This window comes from Colwellia sp. MB3u-55, assembly GCF_014076785.1.
Lineage (GTDB): Bacteria > Pseudomonadota > Gammaproteobacteria > Enterobacterales > Alteromonadaceae > Colwellia_A.
Genome location: NZ_JACGUS010000068.1, coordinates 94,180 through 115,184, shown reverse-complemented (window position 1 = coordinate 115,184; position 21,005 = coordinate 94,180). Strand labels below are relative to the sequence as shown.

The window sequence follows — 21,005 nt, the reverse complement described above, 5'->3', positions numbered from 1 at the left end:
TGTGAATCACTATTTTTTAAGTAATAATACGTCATAAACTTCCATACTTTTCCTGCATCAATATAACATCAATTATCAACCCATTGAGGTTACTATTGGGTTAAAAAAAACTAGAGATACTATGAAAATACTGACCACTGTAATAACATCATTAACGCTAATATTAAGCTTATTAGTAAGTGTCAACGCTATCGCCGCAACCTTTACTTTTACCGCGATCCCTGATGAGGACGAGTCTCAATTAAGAACCCGTTTCGAAAAAGTAGCCTTATATCTAGAAAAGGAACTTGGTGTCAAGGTAAAATACGTTCCGGTAAAGTCTTACTCTGCCGCCGTAACAGCCTTTAAAAACAACCAGGTTCAACTCGCTTGGTTTGGCGGTTTATCTGGCGTACAAGCCCGAATTTTAGTGCCTGGTTCACAAGCGATTGCTCAAGGCTATGAAGATCAGTTTTTTAAGAGCTATTTTATCGCTCACCACAGTACGGGGTTAACGATGAACAACAATTTCCCTGATATAAATGATAAAACCTTCACCTTCGGTTCAAAAGGCTCAACATCAGGTCGATTAATGCCACAATATTTTATTGAGCAACATTTAGCTAAAAAGCCGCAACAAGCGTTTAAACGTGTTGGCTTTTCTGGTGACCATAGCCGCACTATTGCTCAAGTTCAAGCGGGCGCTTACCAAGTTGGCGCTGTTAATTATAAAGTATGGGAAAGTGCACTTAGTGCAGGAAAAATAGACACCAATAAAGTCAGTGTTATTTGGGAAACCCCTACCTACCCTGATTACCAATGGACGATACGCGGCAATGTTGATGCGGAATTTGGCAAAGGCTTTGCGAATAAAGTGCAGGCGGCACTTCTCAATATGAATAACCCAGAGCTACTTAATAGCTTTCCACGTTCTTCTTTTGTTAATGCTGAAAATAAAGATTTTGAGCCAGTATTAACGGTGGCTAAAAAGATAGGGCTTATCGATTAATGATAACCCTCGACAACCTAAACCTCTATCATCATAAAACAGCCAGCAATAATACAGGTAAGCGTAAAGGGGCTACTCAAGTCATCTTTGACCTAAGCCTGACGATAAATAAAGGTGAAAAAGTTGCGATTATTGGTCCCTCTGGTGCAGGAAAAACGTCCCTTCTGCACCATGTATATCAGTGTTTACAAACCAGCGCAGCGCTTTGTTCTCAGCGCCAAGGCTTAGTCGATAACTTAAGTGTCTTTCACAATATATTTATGGGTGCTTTAGCTCGCCACCACTGGTTATTTAATCTTATTAACTTAATGAGACCTTTTAAACAAGACTTACACGATATTGGTCTACTTTGTCAGCAGTTAGAACTAGATGAGCCCTTAGCCAAGTCAGTAGATAAACTTTCAGGTGGGCAAAGACAACGAGTCGCATTAGCAAGAGCTTTATATCAGCAGCAAGATATATTTCTTGGTGATGAACCTTTTTCAGCACTTGATCCATTAATGGCGTCAAGATTACTTGAAATAATATTAGCTCGCCACAAAACTGTCATTATGGTTGTACACGACCGTACCTTGGCAATGAACGCTTTCGATCGTGTTATCGCCTTAGATAAAGGTCGGTTGGTACTCGACAGCAAAAAACAGTCAATTAACCAACAGCAGATCAGCAAACTTTATCAAACTGACGCAGTTGCGTAGGTTTATTTTATGGTGTTGCTAAAAAATACAGTTTACCCATTAGGATATTGGCAAAAAATCACCTTATCAATATGGTTTATCGCCTTAGTTATTATTCCTTTTGCTGATATAGAAATTATTACTTCCGACCCTTTACTTGAGTTATCGCTTATGGCTCAAGGTTTTATTCACGCTGACTTTTTCGCCACTGAATACCTGTTCCAAGCGATTATTCAAACCCTTAACTTTGCCATTATTGGTGTATCTTTAGGACTACTGCTCGGCGCTCCGCTCGCACTCATCTACCAACACCCTTTAGTATCTGGCTGCTGCGCTTTTTTACGCGCAATTCATGAGATCTTTTGGGCGCTGTTATTTTTACAAGTTTTTGGTCTTTCTCCCGTAACAGGAATTTTAGCGATCACTATTCCCTTTGCCGCCACTTTTGCTCGGGTATTTCACGATATAATTAATCAATCGTCAGACAATCCATTAGAGAGTATTGACAGCAGAGCAGATATTATTAGCCGCTATACCTATGGCAAAATAGCTCAAGTTTTACCGCAACTGATCACCTACACACGGTACCGTTTTGAATGTGCGCTGCGCAGTAGTGCTGTGCTAGGATTTATTGGTATGCCAACGCTGGGCTATTATTTAGAAACCGCTTTTAAACAAGGAAACTATAGCGAAGGCGCTGCATTAATGATGATATTTGTTGCGCTTATTGGCACGATTCGTTATTGGTGCCCTCCTAAATTATTAGGGGTTTATCTTATTATTGCTTGTATAACATTGGTAGAAATTCCTACGCTAGATAGCAGTTTACTGATACGTTTTATTAGCCAAGATATTATTCCGCCTGTGTTAGTAAACACCTTAAGTTTTGCCGACGTACAATGGTCATTACTTTATAATTGGTTTAGCGACATTATCACACAGCAGGCTTTCCCCGGGGCAATATCAACCCTAACTTTAGCCTTGTTAGCATTAGCAGCTAGCCACTTTGTGACCTTAAATGCCCATGCCATTGCAAGTAAGCATTTATGGCCGATCCCACTTGCGCACCTTGGTCAGTTCATTTTACTCATTGGCCGTTCAGTGCCTGAATACATATTAGCGTTTGTTTTTTTAATATTACTTGGCCCATCGATGTTACCTGCTATTCTTGCCCTAGCCATACATAATGGTAGTGTTATCGCCTACTTAACGGTTCAACAAAGTAACGCCATAGCGCCCCCCTTGATGCAGATAAGCACGATAAATAAGTTTAACTACCACATAATGCCAAGCATTTATCCCAACATGATGGCTTTATTGTTTTATCGATTCGAGATAATCGTCCGTGAAACTGCCGTGTTTGGTATTTTAGGTATTATGACATTAGGTTTTTATATCGACAGTAATTTCAGTGAAATACGTTACAGTAATGCATTAATTCTTATCATTTGTACCGCTTTACTTAATGTCGCTATCGATCATATTTCAAGGCGACTACTTAATTCCCACAAAAAATTGTTAACCACATAAGTTGAAGCCAACACTTATGGATTTTGCCACTTTTATTACAAGTAATCAGCGACTCAACAGTCCTTAAAAGCAAGGATACCTGTGTATATATTAAACCTTGGTGCTTAAGATGAGCTTTCATTAAAAATATTACCCTTTAATTACAAGTATTAAGACAAATTGAAGGTTTTAATTCTCAGTGATACTATTGAGATGATATAATAAATGATTAACGATTAGCAGTAAGTCCTGAAAGTGCTGTTGAATTAATGTATATTTATCATCCTCTTGATATTTTTATTCTATTGAGAAGTGATATCAAACTAATTTATCCATTCACAACCTATTTGAATTCTTAATAATTAAAAACTTATGGCTACAAACACTTTTACACCTGAATTACTTGAAAAACACTTTGCCAAAAATGAATGGAAAAAAGGAACGCGTATTTTTCAGGCGAAAGGCATTAAAACCTGCGCCCTTGATGGTGAAATAATTCGTGGTGTCGTTTACAGTGAACGCTCTCGCCAAAGCACTTATTTGACCCGTTTAGTGCTAAATATTAAGAATGATGGTATTGCCAGTTATTGCGATTGTTATATTGGTCGAGATTGTAAGCATGGTGCAGCGTTAGCACAGTGTTTTATTCACGAACATTTTGACCAAAACAGTATTGCGACTTCTGAAAAAGTCATTGATAAATGGCTTAGTCGCTTCCAAGCACAGCCCAGTAGATATCAGCCTAATAGCCAACAAAAATCGCTTTTGTACTTTTTAAAGCCCAACAGCTACAACGAAGATGACTATTTCACTTTAGGTATTAAATCAGCTCGCCCCAAAAATAGTGGTGGCTGGAGTAGTTCACTTGGCAGCGAGTTTTCTGCCAGTTCGTTAATAAATAGTGCCTATGCTAATAACGATGATGTTGCTGTGCTTACCGAACTGATCCGAACTAATCAATATGGCGATAACATCAAGTATTTTGATTTATTCGAACGTATTATCAAAACCAATCGCTGTTTTTGGCAAACAAGTTACGACTTAAATGAAGCGATCACTTTGGGTGACCCCATAGAAGCTCAGTGGCAGTGGTTAGCCCTTGATAACAAGCTACACACCTTAAAACTTGTTTTCATGGAACCCTCGACCAATATTCTTATCATCAAAGCACAGCCGCTTTGTTATTATGATGAAAAAAACAATTGCTTCGGGAAAATTAATACCAATACCCAATGTGATTTTGAGGCAGACTTACTCAATTCACCTATCTTCGAAGAAGACAAATTACCTTGGGTCATGAATAAGTTATCTATGTCGTTAGGTGATGCTGTGCAGCGTTTGCCTAAACCTAAAACAGAATACTCACAAGAGTTGACCAAACCAGAAGTACATTTGCACTTTTCAACACCTCGTGAAGCAGATCCACAATCAGGTTTTGTAAAAGTTAACTTTTCCTACCAAGGAAATTTAGTTAACCCACATAATGAGAGTGTTACGGTTACTCCCAAAAAATCAAGTGAAAATGATAACGAAAATGAAACTGATAAAAAAATAAAACTGTATCGAGATTTAACGTTTGAACAAGCGGTTATCGATAAGTTAACGACGTTAAAATTTACCGTCCAGCCCAAAGCTAAGCGTTATACTTTCACCAATGAAGACTATTTAAATAAAGATAAAACGCCTAAATTTTCGATGCTAATGCAAGGGCGCTACCTTTGGCATCACTTTTTGCATCAAGAAGTGCAACCACTTAAAAATTTAGGCTGGCATATAACTTTTACTGATGATTTTTATTATAAGGCGCTCGCTACTGACAGTGTTTTTGATGCTGAAGTTATTCAAACTGATGACCATGACTTTTTCTCATTAGGGTTAAACTTAACCATTGATGGTAAAAAAATGCCAGCATTTCCTATTTTGCTTGGCGCGATTGAACAACTCCCTAAATCGGCGTTACTTGACCGCGAAAAAGAAAAACTTATTGCGCCTGATTCACCTATTTACGTTGACTTAGAGAATGGTGACTTCGTTGCCTTGCGTTATCAAAGCGTACAACCGATATTGAAACAGTTTATTGAGCTGTTTATGCCCAATGCTTTAAATAAAAATGGCACTATGGAGCTTTCACGTTTTCAAGGACATCAAACATTATCAATGTTAGATGACCAAGGGATGATAGCCACGGGTACCAGTAAGCTAAGAAACTTAGCTGACAAACTCAGGGACTTCCAACAAGTGACCACGGTTCCTGTACCAGAAGGATTGAATGCGACCTTAAGAACATACCAGCATCAAGGGCTAAACTGGTTGCAGTTTTTACGCGAGTATCAATTAAATGGTATTTTGGCTGACGATATGGGTTTAGGTAAAACGATTCAAACCTTAGCGCACCTATTAATTGAAAAACAACAAGGCCGACTTACTAAGCCCGTTCTCATTGTGGCACCAACCAGTGTTATTTTTAACTGGGCCAATGAAATAGAAAAATTTACCCCACAACTTTCTTATCGGGTTTTACACGGCAGTAAACGCCAGCAGCATTTTGATTGTTTTGAAGGACATGAGAATCAAGTTGATATTATCATCACCAGCTATGCATTAATCACTAAAGATTTAGCGCTTTATAGCCAGCAAAAATTTTATTATCTGGTGCTCGATGAAGCTCATTATATAAAGAATACTAAAACAAAATTATACCAAGCCTTTTTGACCCTCAAAGCGCAACATAAATTATGCTTAACCGGTACGCCGATGGAGAATCATTTAGGTGAGTTTTGGGCACAATTTAATTTCTTATTACCGGGTTTTCTTGGTGGGCAAAGACAATTTACTAAACTCTTTAGAACACCGATAGAAAAGCATGGTGAGCAAGAGCGTAAGCAGTTATTAAACCAACGCATCAAGCCATTTATTTTACGTAGAACGAAAGATAAAATAGCCACTGAGTTGCCGCCAAAGACTGAAATCATTCAAAAATTGCGTATTGAAGGTCAGCAAGCTGAACTTTATGAATCAGTGCGTTTAGCGATGGACAGTCGTTTAAAAGATATCATTGCTGACAAAGGCTTAAAACGCAGTCAGATAGAAGTATTAGATGCATTATTAAAACTAAGACAGGTTTGTAATCACCCTAAATTATTATCGCTTGAAGGCGCTAAAAAAGTAAACCAATCAGCCAAGCTTGACTATTTAATGGAAACGCTACCTGAGCAAATTGCTGAAGGCCGCAAAATATTAATCTTTTCTCAGTTTACCAGTATGCTTGCTTTAATAGAAGATGAGTTGGTGGCAGAAGGTATTGATTTTGTTAAACTAACTGGGTCAACGACCAATAGACAAGCCGTGGTAGATAAATTCCAAGAAGGTGAAGTACCGGTATTTTTGATTAGCTTACGTGCTGGTGGTGTTGGCTTAAACTTAACTGCTGCCGATACCGTGATTCATTTTGACCCTTGGTGGAATCCTGCCGTAGAGAATCAAGCAACTGACAGAGCGTATCGAATTGGACAAGACAAGCCTGTTTTTGTTTATAAATATATTATAGAAAATTCAATAGAAGAGAAAATCCAAAAAATACAGCAAAATAAAGCAGAACTTGCTAAAGCTTTATTGTCTGAAGAAGTCAGTGATAATAAACTGAGTTTAACGGATGATATTTTAGGCTCGTTGCTAGCACCGCTGAGCTAATATAAAATTTCATTGCACAGAGTTGATGAGAATAAGTAGAGTCATCAACTCGCTTTTAATGACCTGTTATTGCTTTGAATACCTCTAAATTGGTATCACTGGCCTTGGTATCACTGGCCTTGATATCATTAGCACTGATAACGCCAAGTAGCTAAAGTTAGTCTATTTTATTATACGTAAACTAGTAGTGCCTGTTGATATTACTGACTTGGTTATATTAAACAGGGGTTACTCAGGTATTCAATAAATGGCTAAAAATTAAATATCATTAGACTGTCTGAGCGTAGCGTCTAATTCAATCACGCTTGAAACTTGGTTTCTTCCCGCTTTCTTTACGCTATACATGGCTTTATCAGCGGCTTCTAGTAAAGTTTTTCTATCACATTGACTATCGGGAATAGTCGAAGCTAAACCAATACTTATCGTGACACTAAATGCATTACCCTCATAATATAAAGGAGTCCTTTCAATTGAAAGTCTAATTTTTTCTGCCAGTTCCTTGGCATCTTTAGCGCTATAGCCTGAAAGTAATACCACAAATTCTTCACCACCAAAGCGTGCAACGAGATCTGTCGAGCGCTTAATATTTTCTTTAATCACTCTAGCCACATGTATTAAGCAAGCGTCACCACATAAATGCCCGTGGTTATCATTAAATACTTTGAAGTGATCGACATCTATTAGCATTAATGCTGTCGATATTTCATGTCGGCTACCCATTTGCCATTGGCGTTCAAATTCACTGTTAAAATATCCCCTATTATAAATATTAGTCAGTGAGTCAACTTTGTTGAGTTGTTCTAAGATTTTTTTCTGTCCATCCAGTTGAGTTTCAATTTCAAAAGAGCGGTTATATTCACGTGAAGAGCGAATGCCCATTAAACCTATGAAGATTACATAGACAAGGATCATAAACGCATAAGGTAATTTATACTCAATAATAAAACCGGCTATTATTGATGGAACTAGAAGTATCCCTAAGTTCAATAAGGCTAAAGATATTCTTGGTGTCAGTGCGACAATTGCACTGCTGGCAATACCACCGATAGCCAACATAGTGACATGTAAAATAGGGGTGAAACGTGGGTCGTATATCGCTAAGCCAAAAAATAAACTTAATACACTTGCATGTAACAATGATAAAACAGTAAAGCAATTACGCCACACGTTAGGAGAGTAATTATAAATAGAATCGCTAAAAAACCAGTGAGTGAGGCGTACTATACTAATTGCCAACATGCTTAACGCAAAAGCTAAGGTCAAAGCAGGCTCTTTGGTGTGGAAGTCAAATGACCAAAAAACAGCCGGTAACATCACCGTATAAAAAACGATACCTGTTATCGAACGACGTCTAAGATCCATATCAATTCGTTGTTGAATGTCTGGCAATTTTTTAATGCTTAGCCCCTATCGATAATCAGTTTGCTATTTAATCGTTTATTAATAAAAATTAAATAGTTATTTTTGTCAATAAAATTAATTGTATACGCAAAAATAATAATGGCGAAACTTTTTATCTTTTAACAAAATCACCCTTACTGGAAAAAATATAAATACCACAAGACATCGCCACACCGACAAAGAAAGTCACTTAATATAAGGTAAAACTCCAAGGACTGTCAATTAAGCTCATTCCCATTAGACCACCAACCACGGTGGAGATTATGGTGATAACAGCCAATAATCGCCTTACCTTATTCATTTCAAATAAAGATATATTAATGCACAGTTCAACTTACGCTGCCAGTGTTGTTAATAAGTCATTGGCACTATCAAATAAACCATCAACTAATACTGCAAAAATAGGAAGAGGCATAATTTAAAAACTTTTAATTGCAAGGGGCTCTACTGTAAGTTGGTGAACCACTGACGCTAAATGCTTAAGGTTACCCCCCTGACATTGGTAATTCCATTACGCTGTCGAAAGGTTTGGTCTAAGAAGCTTTTATTACCTAATTTTTTTGATGCTTATCTAAGTATAAAAGCGCCTGTTCTAATGTACCAATAACGTCGGTGTAATATACTACAAAACACGAATAAGCGCACTTTTCGCTTGGATTAAAGGCGGTACAGGTGTTCCTACCTCGGTTAAATCAAGTGTTATTTCATCTACTAGCGATGATTCTGTCCCAGACAAAGTAATAATATTATTATTTGCGCCCAATAAAAGAATAGGACTTCGTTGTATAGTAGGCACACTATCATTGAACTCATTTACCACCTTAGAATTCCCAGAGGAAAATGGCGGTGTATTCATCCATTATCTCTATTCTTGAATACAACGAATATTTAAAGAGCCTATCTAAGACAGACTTAGAGGTTTGAAAAATCTCCGCAACCTCGGTAAGTTGCTCAGAGTAAAGCCCTATAGCAAATAACCTGTCATGACTTAACGACTTTAATCGCTTTACAACGCTACCCCAAGTTAATTCAGCGTAGTCACAAATATTTTATCTACTAACGAATACGTGCTAAAGGACTGCATTGATGATAACAATACCGTCGAAACTTTATTGTTATCTAAGGACATAGCGAATTTCATTCGAACACCAAATAAAGCCATTCGGATGAATTTAAGCAGTCTTAAAGCAGGAATATTACGTAAATGTTCATTAGCCATAGGGATCAAGGATAGCAAGCCCGTACAGATGATAAATAAATCTAAGATACGCCACGGACCCAGTAAAAACACACGGCGACTTGATGCTAAAACAAAATTAACCCACTATTCAACAATAAAAAGAGCCAGGCTCCCCCATTTCAAAAAACGTTCGCTTGAGTAAAGAGCTCATTAGTCGCAACGACTGTTGGCGCGAGAGCAATAAAAAGTGAAATAAGTGCTAAAAACCCATGACACGTTCATTGAGCAACAAGCGAATTATTGATGTTATAAAGATACTCTCATCCACCTTGGAATTAATTAAGTGTTAATTGTATTATTAAGTAAGGCTAAAATGTGTAAACACATTTCAAAACAGAACAGCAAGTACATTTCAAGCTCCTTCCTTTCGCTGTGTTTTTCACAGTAAAGTTATCAGTAATAGTTTGAATTATAGGCATCTATTTTTCTCAAAATAACCTATAGTCATAGTTATAATAAAAAAATAATGTTTATTAATTAATTGGTTAACATACATTAACCGTTTCATTAATAAATATATAACAACATCATAATTGGTTAACTAAACGATAAAGAGTGCTTAAAAAATTTTCATCACAAAGTGACATAAACGCTAACAAAGCTTACGCTTTAAAAGAAAGTATCACGGGTGAAAAAACTGCCAGTATAAAGATTATAATAATGGATTGAATAATTATGTCACGATACGCAAATTTATATAAATCGCCTTTATATTTAATCACTGCAACCGTAGTGCTATTTTTAATTGGCTCAACAATAATAGGTTGGTATAGCCTTAATAAAGTTGAAAACACCCTAAGAACACAAGCAATAGAAATTTTAAAGGCCAGAGTGAATGTCAGTAATGACTTGCTAGAGAATGGCTGGATTAGGTCTCATTTTAACAAGGTAAAAGCTTGGTCAACCTCGCCTATTATTGTCAAACAAGTCAAACAATTAGTTGCCGCCCAAGCGAGTGGCGATTCTGCCGCTATGACAAAAGCCACTGACAAGTTAACTGCTTTTTTACAACCTTATCTTCTGGTAGAGGAAAATGAAGGGTTTTATGTTATTTCCCCTGACAATATTAACCTCACTGCCAAGGTTGCTGACTTAATTGGGCAACCTAACATAATCGCTAAACAATACCCCAAAAGGCTTGCTGAAGTTTTTAATGGTCAGCTCATTTTTATTCCTCCGCTTTTATCCGAAACCCCTTTAGTCAACATTCAGGGAAAAATACAGCAAAAATATCCAACAACTTTTATTATTGCGCCAATATTTAATAATGAACAACAAGTTATTGCAGCGCTTGCCATACGTTTAAATCCGTTTGGCGCTTTTTCTTCGACAGTACAGCAGCAAAGTTTCTGGAAATCAGAGCAAACATACTTCTTTGACACCAAAGCTCGTTTATTAACCGCCAGTCAATTTGAGCCAGAACTTAGGTCCGAGGGAATACTAACAAAAGAGCAATCTAGCGTCTTAGCAATATCATTAACACTTCCTTCAAAATCAACGACTAGTGAACAAACACAAGCTCCCATTTATACAAAATTAGCTCAGTCAGCATTAAAAAGCAACACAGGCTACAGCGAAGAAAGTTATTTAGATTATCGTGGCCAGCCCGTGTTAGGCGCTTGGTTGTGGAATAGTACTTTAGGTTTGGGTATCGGCGCAGAAGTCAGTGAAGTTGATGTATTGCAATCTCAACAGAAAATAGTCCATGGTTTTTTCTGGCAGCTATTGCAAACGGTGTTATTGAGTTTATTTATTTTAGTTATTGCTTTTTATTGGCAAAAACGCAGCGCAGCTGCCATCTTCGATTCAGAGCAGTACCTTTACTCTATGCTTAATAACGCACCTGATGCCATTATATCCTTTAATGCAAGAGGGGAAATAATACGCTTTAATAAAGTCGCTGGCTTACTGCTTTTGGTTGATAGAAAAGGCGCTGAATCAATCTTTTTCAATGACTTTTTTATGAAAAACGAACAAGAAAACTTGCAGAAATGGATCAATAATATCATTAATGATAGCAGTGTATGTGACAGTTTCAGAATTATGCGGGCTAAGGCTAGTGACAGTCGGGAATTTTCAGCTCGTGTTGCGATAAGCAGTCATAAAACCACTCAAGATAATATTTTTACTGCCATTATTTCTGATTTAAGCACAATACAACAATTAGAAGGAAGACTTCTGGTACTCGAAAGTGCTGTTGAACAAAGTCATTCAGCGATATTGATCACTAATTTGACGGGTGAAATTGTCTACGTCAATAAAGCATTTAGTAAAACTACCGGTTATTCAAAAACAGAAGTTTTAGGTAAAAATGCCAGCCTGCTAGATTCTGGACACAAAAACACCAATAAATATCAGCAACTCTGGCAAAAAATCATTGAAGGCAGGCATTGGAGTGGTCAACTATACAATAAGAAAAAAGACGGTAGCTGTTATTGGGGCACTACCGACATTACCCCCATTAGAGACCGTAATGGTAAAACAGATCATTTTCTTGCGATAAATCAAGATATAACGAGGCAAAAAGCCAATGAAGATAAGCTACTAAAACAGCAGCTTTTTTTAAAAGAGGCTGAACGTATTGCTCATTTGGGGTGTTGGGAAAAAGATCTTAAAAACGATATCATTTACTGGTCAGACGGCATGCACAGATTAATAGGTATTGAGAAAAATTCTACGCCTTTGACTTCAGAGCTTATTGTAAACCTTGTCCATCCAGAAGACCGTTATCAATTTAGAATACACCAACTGAAAGCCTTAAATAAGTTAGAAGTTTATAACTTTGAATGCCGAATAATATTAGCCGATAAGCAATTAAGGTATATCAATACATCAACTGAGGTTACCCGTGATGAAAGTGGCGAACCATTAAGCATGCTAGGTATTGTCAGAGATATAACCAACATTAAACAAAATGAAATAGAGCGTGAAATACTTGATGCTGAAAAAGAACAGTCTCGTCAATCGACGCTCAATGTGCTGCTTGATGTTAAATACCAACGTAACAGAACAGAAAAGACATTAGCTGACTTAAAGGAATCTCAGCAAGAATTAGAACAAGCACGTTTAACAGCAGAAGCGGCAAGCGACTCTAAGTCGCAGTTTTTAGCAACAATGAGCCATGAAATTAGAACACCGATGAATGGTGTTGTTGGTATGTTAGAGCTACTGCAGCAATCAGAACTAGATGATGATCAATACCATTTAGCCAATGTTGCCAAAGATTCAGCATGGGCGTTATTACAAATCATTAATGACGTGCTCGACTTTTCAAAAATAGAAGCGGGTAAAATGACTTTAGAGTCAATACCGTTCACCTGGACAAAGATTATTGAAGGGGCTGCAGAGTTACTAGCGTCACAATTACAAAGCAAAAAATTATTGTTGGTTTGTTCATCTAATCATCATATGACTGAGTCAATGTTAGGCGATCCCATTAGATTAAGACAAATTGTACTTAATTTATTAGGCAATGCGATTAAATTTAGTCATAACAATGACCAGCCGCAAAGCCTTATTGAGGTTAAGCTTGATTATTTAGATAATAACCAACACAAAAAATTATTTCGGTTGACTGTTAAAGATAATGGTATTGGTATTAGTGAGGATCAACAAGTACATTTATTCGATGCTTTCACACAGGCAGACAGTAGCACTCATCGTCAATTTGGCGGCACAGGACTCGGCTTATCTATTTGCTCAAAGTTAACCACTATGATGGGAGGACAAATAAGTTGTCAAAGCGTGATAGGTGATGGTACAGAATTTTATGTCGATTTACCTTTGATAGCAACTGAAAACAAACAGACATCGACCCTGAGTGTAAAACTCTATCATTTAAATATTTTACTCATTGCTTATGATGGAATTACCGATAATATCTTGCAGAAAGGTCTAACAGAGCTTGGCGCACATTGTCATTTAGCACCAAGTTCGCCAACAAAATTAAGCAAGCTTATTTCTGCTGAAAATTATGATCTTATTATTATTTCAGCAGAACAAGTTATTAGCCTTTGGCCAGAAGTTAAAATGCAGTTACCCAACAACAGTGATGAGGATATTAATATACTGATTCTTGAAAGGTGGCATGACTTCGACTTACCCTTTTACCCTGAACACGCGACAACCATTGCCAGTAATCCGTTTTTACCACAAAAAATATACTGGACCATTGCCCGTATTATGGATCAAAAAAATCCACTTATAAGTTGTCTAAAGCAAGATATTAAGACGTTATCTATACCCAGTGTTACTGAAGCACAAACCAGTAATAAACTAATTTTAATTGTTGAAGATAATGTCTTTAACCAACAGGTATTAGAGCGTCAGCTAAATCTATTTGGTTATGCTGTCATCATTGCCAACCATGGTGAAGAAGCCTTAACTAAAATGACACAATATTCATTTTCCCTGATCATGACTGATTGTCAGATGCCGATCATGGATGGTTTTGAGTTTGCCCAAAAGGTGCGAGAAAATGAACAAGGCGGCACAACACAGATACCTATAATAGCAATCACCGCTAACGCGATGCGAAATGAAGCCGAACATTGCATTAAACTTGGCATGAATGACTACGTGACTAAACCAATGAAGCTAGATAGCTTAAAGGCTTTACTCAGCAAATGGTTAGTGGAAGAAGAACTCGAAGATGAATTTAAAATAGAATCACCACCTGAATTGACCGATGAACAAGTTACTGAATTGATAGAAAAACCGGCAATAAGTATCTCAGCATTAGTTGAATGTTTTGGTGATGATAAAGAAGCACAACAAGAATTTTTACAATTTTATCAACAACATAGTAAACCATTACTCGCTGAATTAGCCGTGCACATTACTGATAAAGATTGGCAGAGTGTAACGGAACTGGCACATAAGCTTAAATCTTCAACCCGTGGCGCTGGAGCGATATTACTCGGTCATTATTGCGAGCAATTGGAACAACTAGCTAAAGAAGAAAATACACAAGAAGTTATAGCGTTAAGCCATAAACTTTATGCTGAGTTTATTCGAGTGTCTGACGAGATAGCAGCAAACTTTTAAGCCAAGCTTGGGCGTTTGTCAGTGATTATCTATAGCGGAGACTGAAGCTAATGTTATAAACGTTTTCATCAATCACAAGTCGCTACTAAAGACTCTAATATTTAGCGTATTAATTGATGAAATCGTCGGCCACTTACCCACTGCACGATCAATTAGCTGAAGGTGGTGGTGGTTGTTTATTTCTTTTCAATTAAAGGAATGTTATTTTCCTTAAATAACTTAGCAACAACGCCTTGCGTTAAAGGTTTAATGAGATAACCTTTAGCACCTAGTTCAATCGCTTTTTTTACTATTTGCTTATTCTTATTACCGGTTAACATAATAAGTGGCGTATCAACATTTTTTCCGTTGCCCTGTTTCATTTGTCCTAAAATATATAAACCATTGGTATCGGGCAGACTCACGTCGAGTAAAACGATATCAAAACGTATATTATTAAGGCAGATTAAGGCAGTTCTCCCGCTACTGACGGTTCGAACGTTGAGTTTGTAATTGTTCAACAGTAGATTGGTTAAATGTATGCTAATGGGATCATCTTCAACCAATAGAATATTAATAGCGGCTGATTTATTATCCTCTTGTACCTTATCTAATTCTTTTACTGCATCGGCGTTACTTGCATTATAAAGCTTGTTAAAAGAAGTTGGCGGATGTACTTGCCCACTTTTATCTGATTGAGCCGCTTCATTAGTTTCTTGTGCTATATTTTCCACGTCACTGATTAATCCACTGAGCAAGTCTAATGCTTTACTTTGCAGTTCCACCAGTCTAGGTCGAATTTCGTTTGAACGTATCGACGCTAAAATATTCTTAACCACATCAAAATTAATATTAACATGGTGTTTGAGTTTAATTTGTTCTGTTGCTTTACTAATAGAGTGTTCAACGTCGGTAATACTCTCTTCAAAAGACAATCTAAGTTTTTCTTTCAACTCTAAGCCATGCAATACCGTTTCTCTAATTTCTTTTGCATATGACTCTTTATTATAAATATAGTCTAAGGCAGCATTTTTTTTGAGACCAATGCCAAGCTTAGTTAGTAAATTAGAACAAACAACAATAGCACGCTTTTTCTCATAAAGCGGATTGGTAATTATATAATCATCAATAATATCGTTATCATAAGCTTCATAAGCTTCGTTTTCTTCCCCCGCAGAAACAACAGAAACAATAAAGTGTTCGCACGTTTGCTCTACTAAAACTGATTTAAGCGAGCTGTAATAGATCATTAAAGATCGTTGAAGAGTAATGGTATCGATTAAAATTATTTTAGGCGTCCCATCTTTAAGCTGTTTATCAAGATCTCGCAAAACAGTAACAACAAGTACTTTATCAAAATGTTCAATCAACACCTTAATTAACAGCTCGCTATCTTCACGATCGGTCGTGTATAAAATAATATTATGATGCTGCACTATAACTCCTTGACTCAACTATCTAATGCTAACCTTGTAAGAGTGTAAAGCTTGCTTAGCAATATTGGCCTCTCGTCTTTATCAAAGTATAATTGAGTTTGTAAATTTCCCTGCTCATGTCAATATAATCTAACACTGTTGGGCATGCTTTGGATACATTTCATCTGATCAATTAGATTAATATATCTATATATTAATAAGCTACATCAAGGATAAAAGAGCAGCAAAAGTGTGATCAATGGCTAAAGTGTACGGGTTAATTTGAAAACATCACTTTTATCAGCAAATTTTTAATAACATCATAAGATTCATCTTCAAATTTAACGCCAAAATAATAAATCGTCAGCGATGACTTAATATTACAAACAATACCTTTTATTGATGTGATGTCACTTAAGGCCCTGTCAGTAATAGCGAAGGTAATGGTATCGTCTTTGGTGATAACAACATTTTCTTCCTTCTTGGCACTTAATAAACAGCCTTCTAATGAAAGATTAACCATAATGCCTTTTAATAACGAATTATTGACCAAAGCTTCAATATTTAATTGCGTATCAATTCGTGTTTCTTTTCGTAGCGGTCGAACGGCCACCTGTTGCAGAATGTTCAAGACAATCATTTTTGCTGGAACAGTTATCGTGCGCTCTATACTGGTAACAAAAGCAACAACCGCGCCTTCATGCTTTTCTACGATAATTCTAACGGTGCACGCTGCCCCTTGATTAATATTGCCAGTAAGCTCGACATGACGATTTAAATCGGGTAGCTGTATCAACATAAATTGTTTGGGTAAAAAACCAACAAAAACACTTTAAAATTTTATTTTTTTACTGGGCGAAATTGAGACTTTGACAATAATGGCAGAGCCAGGGGTTAGCATTGATAATGACTTTGTTACATCATCTCGAATCATTGAAAGTTCTCCTAGTAAGCCATACCCTGCATAGGCTTAAATTGATAAGTTAACTTATCAACTCATTCATTGTAGGTTAATAAAGGTGTTAAAATTAAATATATCATCAATTTTCATACTATCGATGTTTATCAGGCACTAAGCGAAAAAGTGTTAATAAAAATATAATTGGCTGCAAGGTTTTAACGCATTTAAGCGCAGCAACACGTTAAAAGTAGGCTTCATAGCTTAATGTAATCGCTAGTAGCTTTTAAACTATTAGCAAAAGATTATTTACTGATGTTTTTAACCTTCATATTAAGCTATTGTTGGAAAGTAAGGAATACACCACCATCGGTTCTTAATAAGCTAATTAGTTAATATTTATTAGTATTTTTATTAGCTAAACCATGAAACGTGTAAAATTTTATAAAGAGTCTTATTGATGATTGAACTGTTTCGCAACATGAAAATTTCACAAAAAATTCCTATCTCTATTAGTGTCTTTATTATACTGCCTTTAATCATCTCCCTTATTGCAATAAATTCAACGGACACCATTAACAAAAACGGTCAAGATATTTATGACAATTATTTTGTCAGTTTTATTAATCTTACCGACGCTCGGCAATATTTATATCAACAGTTTGTACTAATAAAAAGTCATATTATTTCTCCTGACGATAAGTCGATGAGAGACACTGAGCAAAAAATCAGTAATGCATCCGTCAACTTCCATACTTCACTGACTAAATTTGAACAAACATTAGACAGTGGCGAAGAAACAAAATTACTCTATAAATTCAAAACTCAATTAACAACGTTTGAGTTGTTAACTGAGCAAATTATCACTCTAAGTAAAAGCAACCAAGATATCGCTGCAGATAGACTAGCCAATGAAGAATATGGTTTACTTTTTAATGACATGCAACATAATATGGCGGGTATGTTAGAAACAAATATTGATGGAGCTCAAGCCCTTTACAACAGTAATCATCAACATCATCAAACAACGCGTTCTCTTATTATTTTGGTTACTGTTATTATTATTGCCATTGGCCTATTTATTGGTTGGCTATTGATCAGCACAATATTAGAGCCACTCCTTAAAATACAATGCCATATAGCAAGTCTTACTCATTCAGGTGATCTTCTCCTTCAACTCGACATTGAAGGTAAAGACGAAATTAGCGAATTAGCTGAGTCATTTAATACTATGCTTGAGTCATTATTTCATGCACACAACAAGCTTATCCAAACAGAGAAACTGACCTCTTTAGGTTCATTAGTTGCAGGGGTTTCTCATGAAATTAATACGCCATTAGGCATAGCTGTCACGATAGGCAGTACAATCAAAGATAACTTTCAAAATTTTTCAATTCTTTTTAAAGAAAAAAAGGTCAAGCGTTCTGACTTGGAACATTACGAAAAAGAAGTCAATGAATGCTTAGATATATTACTGAATTCTTTAGACCGAGCTGTTGTCCTCATTCAGAGTTTTAAGCAAGTGGCTGTTGACCAAACGAGTGAGGCAAGACGTATATTTTTCTTATCTGATGTCACAGACGAAGTGATTCGTATACATCATCATAAAATAAAACGCCTCGGGATAACCTTCGACTGCGTAATCGATAAAAATATAGAGATGGACAGTTTTCCAGGTCCTTTAGGGCAAGTGATGACTAATTTATTTAATAACGCCATTATTCATGGCCTTGAAAGTACAAACTCTGGCATTATCGCTATATCAGCTTATCTAAATGATTCAATTGTCATTATCAAAATAGAAGATAATGGTAAAGGCATACCAAAAGCGTTTATTGACAAAATTTTTGAACCTTTTTTTACCACTAAGCTTGGTGAAGGGGGTTCAGGTCTAGGCCTGAACATCATCTTTAATATTGTCGTCAATTTACTCGATGGTAAAATTAGCGTGGTCAGTACGTTAGGAAAAAACACCTGTTTTACCTTAGAGTTACCCTTGGTATCTCCCCAAAAGATAATAAAAATTAATGATAACGATTAACCGTATTTGCTGGCTATCTTAAACACGTTTAAAATAATCCAATAATTTTTCTCTATCTAAAACCACTTAGGCAGCATAAGACTATCAATGGCACGCTTATGATGGTTTTTGATAGAATGCTACTTGACCTCGTCCTGATGCCTTAACTTGGTACATCATGTCGTCTGCCTTAACCATCAGTTTATGGAGTACCTTACCGTCTTTAGGGGCAACAATACCAATACTTGCGCCTACTTGGCAGTGCGTGTCATTTGAAATATAAATGGGCTGCGCTATATCAACAAGAATCTTATTGGCTTGTTCAAGCATTAACTCTTGATCAAATGTCGTCAATTGACGGGCAGCAATAAATTCATTCCCTCCCCATCGAATACAGAGGTCTGTTGCCAAGTTAAAATGTGCTTTAAGACGTTTTGCTGTTGCTACTAAGACCTTATCGCCGGCTTCATGGCCATAAGTGCCGTTAACGGGTTTAAATTTGTCTAAATCAATCATCATCAGCACTAAACTTTTTTGGTTTTCTAAACAATAAAGTAAGGCATTATCTAATTTTTTGTCGCCGGAGCGTCGATTAAGCAAATGGGTTAAAGGGTCATGATCCGCTTCAAAACGTGTTTGAAATTCCCGTTCTGCTCGTTCAGTAACATCATGTATTATCACTTCAACTAAATTACCTTGCTCACTACTTCGTTTATTGCTGCGCTGCTCGTTTAATTTTGCAAATAAACAGTGCAGCCACAGCGATTTATTGCCAATACGGCATTCTCTATCTAAGGTGACTTGTGGGTGATTCTTATCGGTGCGAATACTCAATAACAACTCTTCTAGTTTGTCAACATTATTTAATAAGGTTGGGAAGTGTAAAGAGGCTAAGTCTGTCTGTCCTGCAACACTGAAGTATTGTAAAAAAGCCGGGTTAAAGGTGGTAATGGTGTTTTTTTCATCGAGCAAACAAATTCCAGCACTCGCTTGTTCAAAGATAAGCCTGAATTTACGCTCTAACTCTTGAGTTTTTTCACGCAATGCTCGCTCATTACTAATAGTAAGGTGTAACTCATGCATCAAAGAGTTTATACCTTTTGTTAATTTACCAATTTCATTTTTGGCACCTTGCTTCACCAATAACATCCGCATTGTTTTAGGTATACTAGGATTGAGGGTAGTAAAGCTATCGGTTAACTTTTGAATCGGCTTTGTTAGCCATCTGTGGACGATCAGAGAGACAAAAAAAGCAATAATGATGGATTGTATTAGTATCAATGCCACTTCTTTTTTAAGTGAGTTTTCTACCTGTTGTTGAATATAATTATTGTCTGGATAAACAGTAAGTGTGCCAACAAGGGTATCATCAATAAAAGGATGGATTAATTGGATAACTATGCCATCTTGTGGTTTGTTAAGATCACCACTAGAAATGCTCATTTCGCCCTCACCGTAGAGTCTAGCCCCTTGAACCAAATCATTACTCAACAAGCCGCTAATAATTTCCTGTCCGAGCTCGCGATCATTTAAATAGGCAGATATCGTTGCAGTTTTTGCCACCGTTTGAGCTAATTGTTTAACAAGCAAATAGTTAGTATCTTTCTTTTCTTGGAGGCCAGCATAATAGGATAACGTTGAAGAAACCTACTCCACTAGCACAGCAACAATAGCAATAGCAATAGCCAATGGAACTCTGACATAAAGATTTTGACTAATTTTCATTAAATCGATAATCACTTTTACAGCATCAGTGAGCTGGTCTTAAGGTATATAACCAATTGAATATAGTGACCTGTATAACTTGTTCAAAGCATCTTCAATTGAAATGGCGGCAATCGGCGGTTTAGCTCGCCCACAGAACAGTAACCTTGCCCAGTAAGCACTTAGTTTTGCTCACTTTTATTCACTAATTGCATATAAAAGTCATTCTTCAATAGCGATTCAGAGGGTAAATCTAGTGGCTGTGCCATTTCACCGTCAGGAAAAGTTAAATAACAGCACATATAAATGTCAATCACTTCGCGCTTAGATAATGAGTCAATCGTATTGTCTTTATTCACCACAACAACAAACTCTGTACTCACAGCATCAAGGTTGAAAAGGACCAAGCCAATCATTAATATCAGGGGGCTTTTCATC

The 21,005-nt window shown here is 36.7% G+C and carries 13 protein-coding genes and 1 pseudogene; 6 read left to right on the top strand and 8 right to left on the bottom strand.

Going from position 1 to position 21,005, the window contains the following annotated elements:
- Positions 1–121 precede the first annotated feature (121 nt).
- From H4J66_RS02420 to H4J66_RS02405, 4 genes are all read left to right on the top strand, one after another.
- Positions 122–988, top strand: coding sequence for a putative selenate ABC transporter substrate-binding protein (locus H4J66_RS02420; RefSeq protein WP_182170098.1), 867 nt, complete (start codon positions 122–124; stop codon positions 986–988).
- Positions 988–1,686 (top strand): ATP-binding cassette domain-containing protein, encoded by a 699-nt coding sequence (locus H4J66_RS02415; protein WP_182170095.1) that lies wholly within the window; start codon positions 988–990, stop codon positions 1,684–1,686. The genes H4J66_RS02420 and H4J66_RS02415 overlap by 1 nt, the downstream gene beginning before the upstream one ends.
- Before the next feature lie 9 nt (positions 1,687–1,695).
- A complete protein-coding gene (locus tag H4J66_RS02410; RefSeq protein ID WP_182170092.1) occupies positions 1,696–3,195 on the top strand; it encodes an ABC transporter permease in 1,500 nt (499 codons plus the stop codon).
- Positions 3,196–3,546: 351 nt separating this feature from the next.
- A complete protein-coding gene (locus tag H4J66_RS02405) occupies positions 3,547–6,864 on the top strand; it encodes a DEAD/DEAH box helicase (protein ID WP_182170088.1) in 3,318 nt (1,105 codons plus the stop codon).
- Between the two features lie 258 nt (positions 6,865–7,122).
- On the opposite strand, the gene H4J66_RS02400 is transcribed toward H4J66_RS02405, so the two are convergent.
- The 3 genes from H4J66_RS02400 to H4J66_RS02390 all read right to left on the bottom strand — a co-directional run bounded on the left by H4J66_RS02400 (position 7,123) and on the right by H4J66_RS02390 (position 9,556).
- The gene (locus H4J66_RS02400) at positions 7,123–8,226 is read right to left on the bottom strand and encodes a GGDEF domain-containing protein (protein ID WP_182170086.1); all 1,104 of its coding nucleotides are present in this window, start codon (positions 8,224–8,226) and stop codon (positions 7,123–7,125) included.
- Positions 8,227–8,887: 661 nt separating this feature from the next.
- A complete protein-coding gene (locus H4J66_RS02395) occupies positions 8,888–9,121 on the bottom strand; it encodes a hypothetical protein (RefSeq protein ID WP_182170083.1) in 234 nt (77 codons plus the stop codon).
- A gap of 168 nt (positions 9,122–9,289) precedes the next feature.
- Complete coding sequence (locus tag H4J66_RS02390) at positions 9,290–9,556, bottom strand: hypothetical protein (protein ID WP_182170081.1); 267 nt, start codon at positions 9,554–9,556, stop codon at positions 9,290–9,292.
- A 624-nt stretch (positions 9,557–10,180) separates the two neighbouring features.
- Here H4J66_RS02390 and H4J66_RS02385 point away from each other — a divergent pair.
- Positions 10,181–14,551, top strand: coding sequence for a PAS domain S-box protein (locus tag H4J66_RS02385; RefSeq protein WP_182170078.1), 4,371 nt, complete (start codon positions 10,181–10,183; stop codon positions 14,549–14,551).
- Positions 14,552–14,727: 176 nt separating this feature from the next.
- Here the strand turns inward: H4J66_RS02385 and H4J66_RS02380 are convergent, their stop codons facing one another.
- The 3 genes and pseudogenes from H4J66_RS02380 to H4J66_RS20125 all read right to left on the bottom strand — a co-directional run.
- Entirely contained in the window at positions 14,728–15,966 is a 1,239-nt protein-coding gene (locus H4J66_RS02380; protein ID WP_182170075.1) for a response regulator, read from the bottom strand.
- 256 nt (positions 15,967–16,222) lie between these two features.
- Entirely contained in the window at positions 16,223–16,603 is a 381-nt protein-coding gene (locus tag H4J66_RS02375; RefSeq protein ID WP_409049351.1) for a PilZ domain-containing protein, read from the bottom strand.
- Positions 16,583–16,765 (bottom strand): annotated as a pseudogene (locus H4J66_RS20125) (hypothetical protein); the annotation flags it as partial. The pseudogene H4J66_RS20125 and the gene H4J66_RS02375, both read right to left, overlap by 21 nt.
- Positions 16,766–17,303: 538 nt before the next feature.
- Between H4J66_RS20125 and H4J66_RS02370 the strand changes: the two are divergent.
- The gene (locus H4J66_RS02370; RefSeq protein ID WP_182170069.1) at positions 17,304–18,884 is read left to right on the top strand and encodes an MCP four helix bundle domain-containing protein; all 1,581 of its coding nucleotides are present in this window, start codon (positions 17,304–17,306) and stop codon (positions 18,882–18,884) included.
- Positions 18,885–18,980: 96 nt separating this feature from the next.
- On the opposite strand, the gene H4J66_RS02365 is transcribed toward H4J66_RS02370, so the two are convergent.
- Together H4J66_RS02365 and H4J66_RS02360 are read right to left on the bottom strand one after the other, a co-directional pair.
- Positions 18,981–20,453, bottom strand: a complete 1,473-nt coding sequence (locus H4J66_RS02365; protein ID WP_259369040.1) for a diguanylate cyclase domain-containing protein — start codon at positions 20,451–20,453, stop codon at positions 18,981–18,983.
- A gap of 296 nt (positions 20,454–20,749) precedes the next feature.
- Positions 20,750–21,004: a hypothetical protein gene (locus tag H4J66_RS02360; protein ID WP_310650614.1), complete on the bottom strand. Its 255-nt coding sequence runs from the start codon at positions 21,002–21,004 to the stop codon at positions 20,750–20,752.
- Between the last annotated feature and the right edge of the window lies 1 nt (position 21,005).

Bases quoted from the DNA above. Each gene is read 5' to 3' on its own strand.
- H4J66_RS02420 (WP_182170098.1), top strand. From the start codon at position 122: ATGAAAATACTGACCACTGTAATAACATCATTAACGCTAATATTAAGC.
- H4J66_RS02415 (WP_182170095.1), top strand. From the start codon at position 988: ATGATAACCCTCGACAACCTAAACCTCTATCATCATAAAACAGCCAGC.
- H4J66_RS02410 (WP_182170092.1), top strand. From the start codon at position 1,696: ATGGTGTTGCTAAAAAATACAGTTTACCCATTAGGATATTGGCAAAAA.
- H4J66_RS02405 (WP_182170088.1), top strand. From the start codon at position 3,547: ATGGCTACAAACACTTTTACACCTGAATTACTTGAAAAACACTTTGCC.
- H4J66_RS02400 (WP_182170086.1), bottom strand. From the start codon at position 8,226: ATGGATCTTAGACGTCGTTCGATAACAGGTATCGTTTTTTATACGGTG.
- H4J66_RS02395 (WP_182170083.1), bottom strand. From the start codon at position 9,121: ATGAATACACCGCCATTTTCCTCTGGGAATTCTAAGGTGGTAAATGAG.
- H4J66_RS02385 (WP_182170078.1), top strand. From the start codon at position 10,181: ATGTCACGATACGCAAATTTATATAAATCGCCTTTATATTTAATCACT.
- H4J66_RS02370 (WP_182170069.1), top strand. From the start codon at position 17,304: ATGATTGAACTGTTTCGCAACATGAAAATTTCACAAAAAATTCCTATC.
- H4J66_RS02360 (WP_310650614.1), bottom strand. From the start codon at position 21,004: ATGAAAAGCCCCCTGATATTAATGATTGGCTTGGTCCTTTTCAACCTT.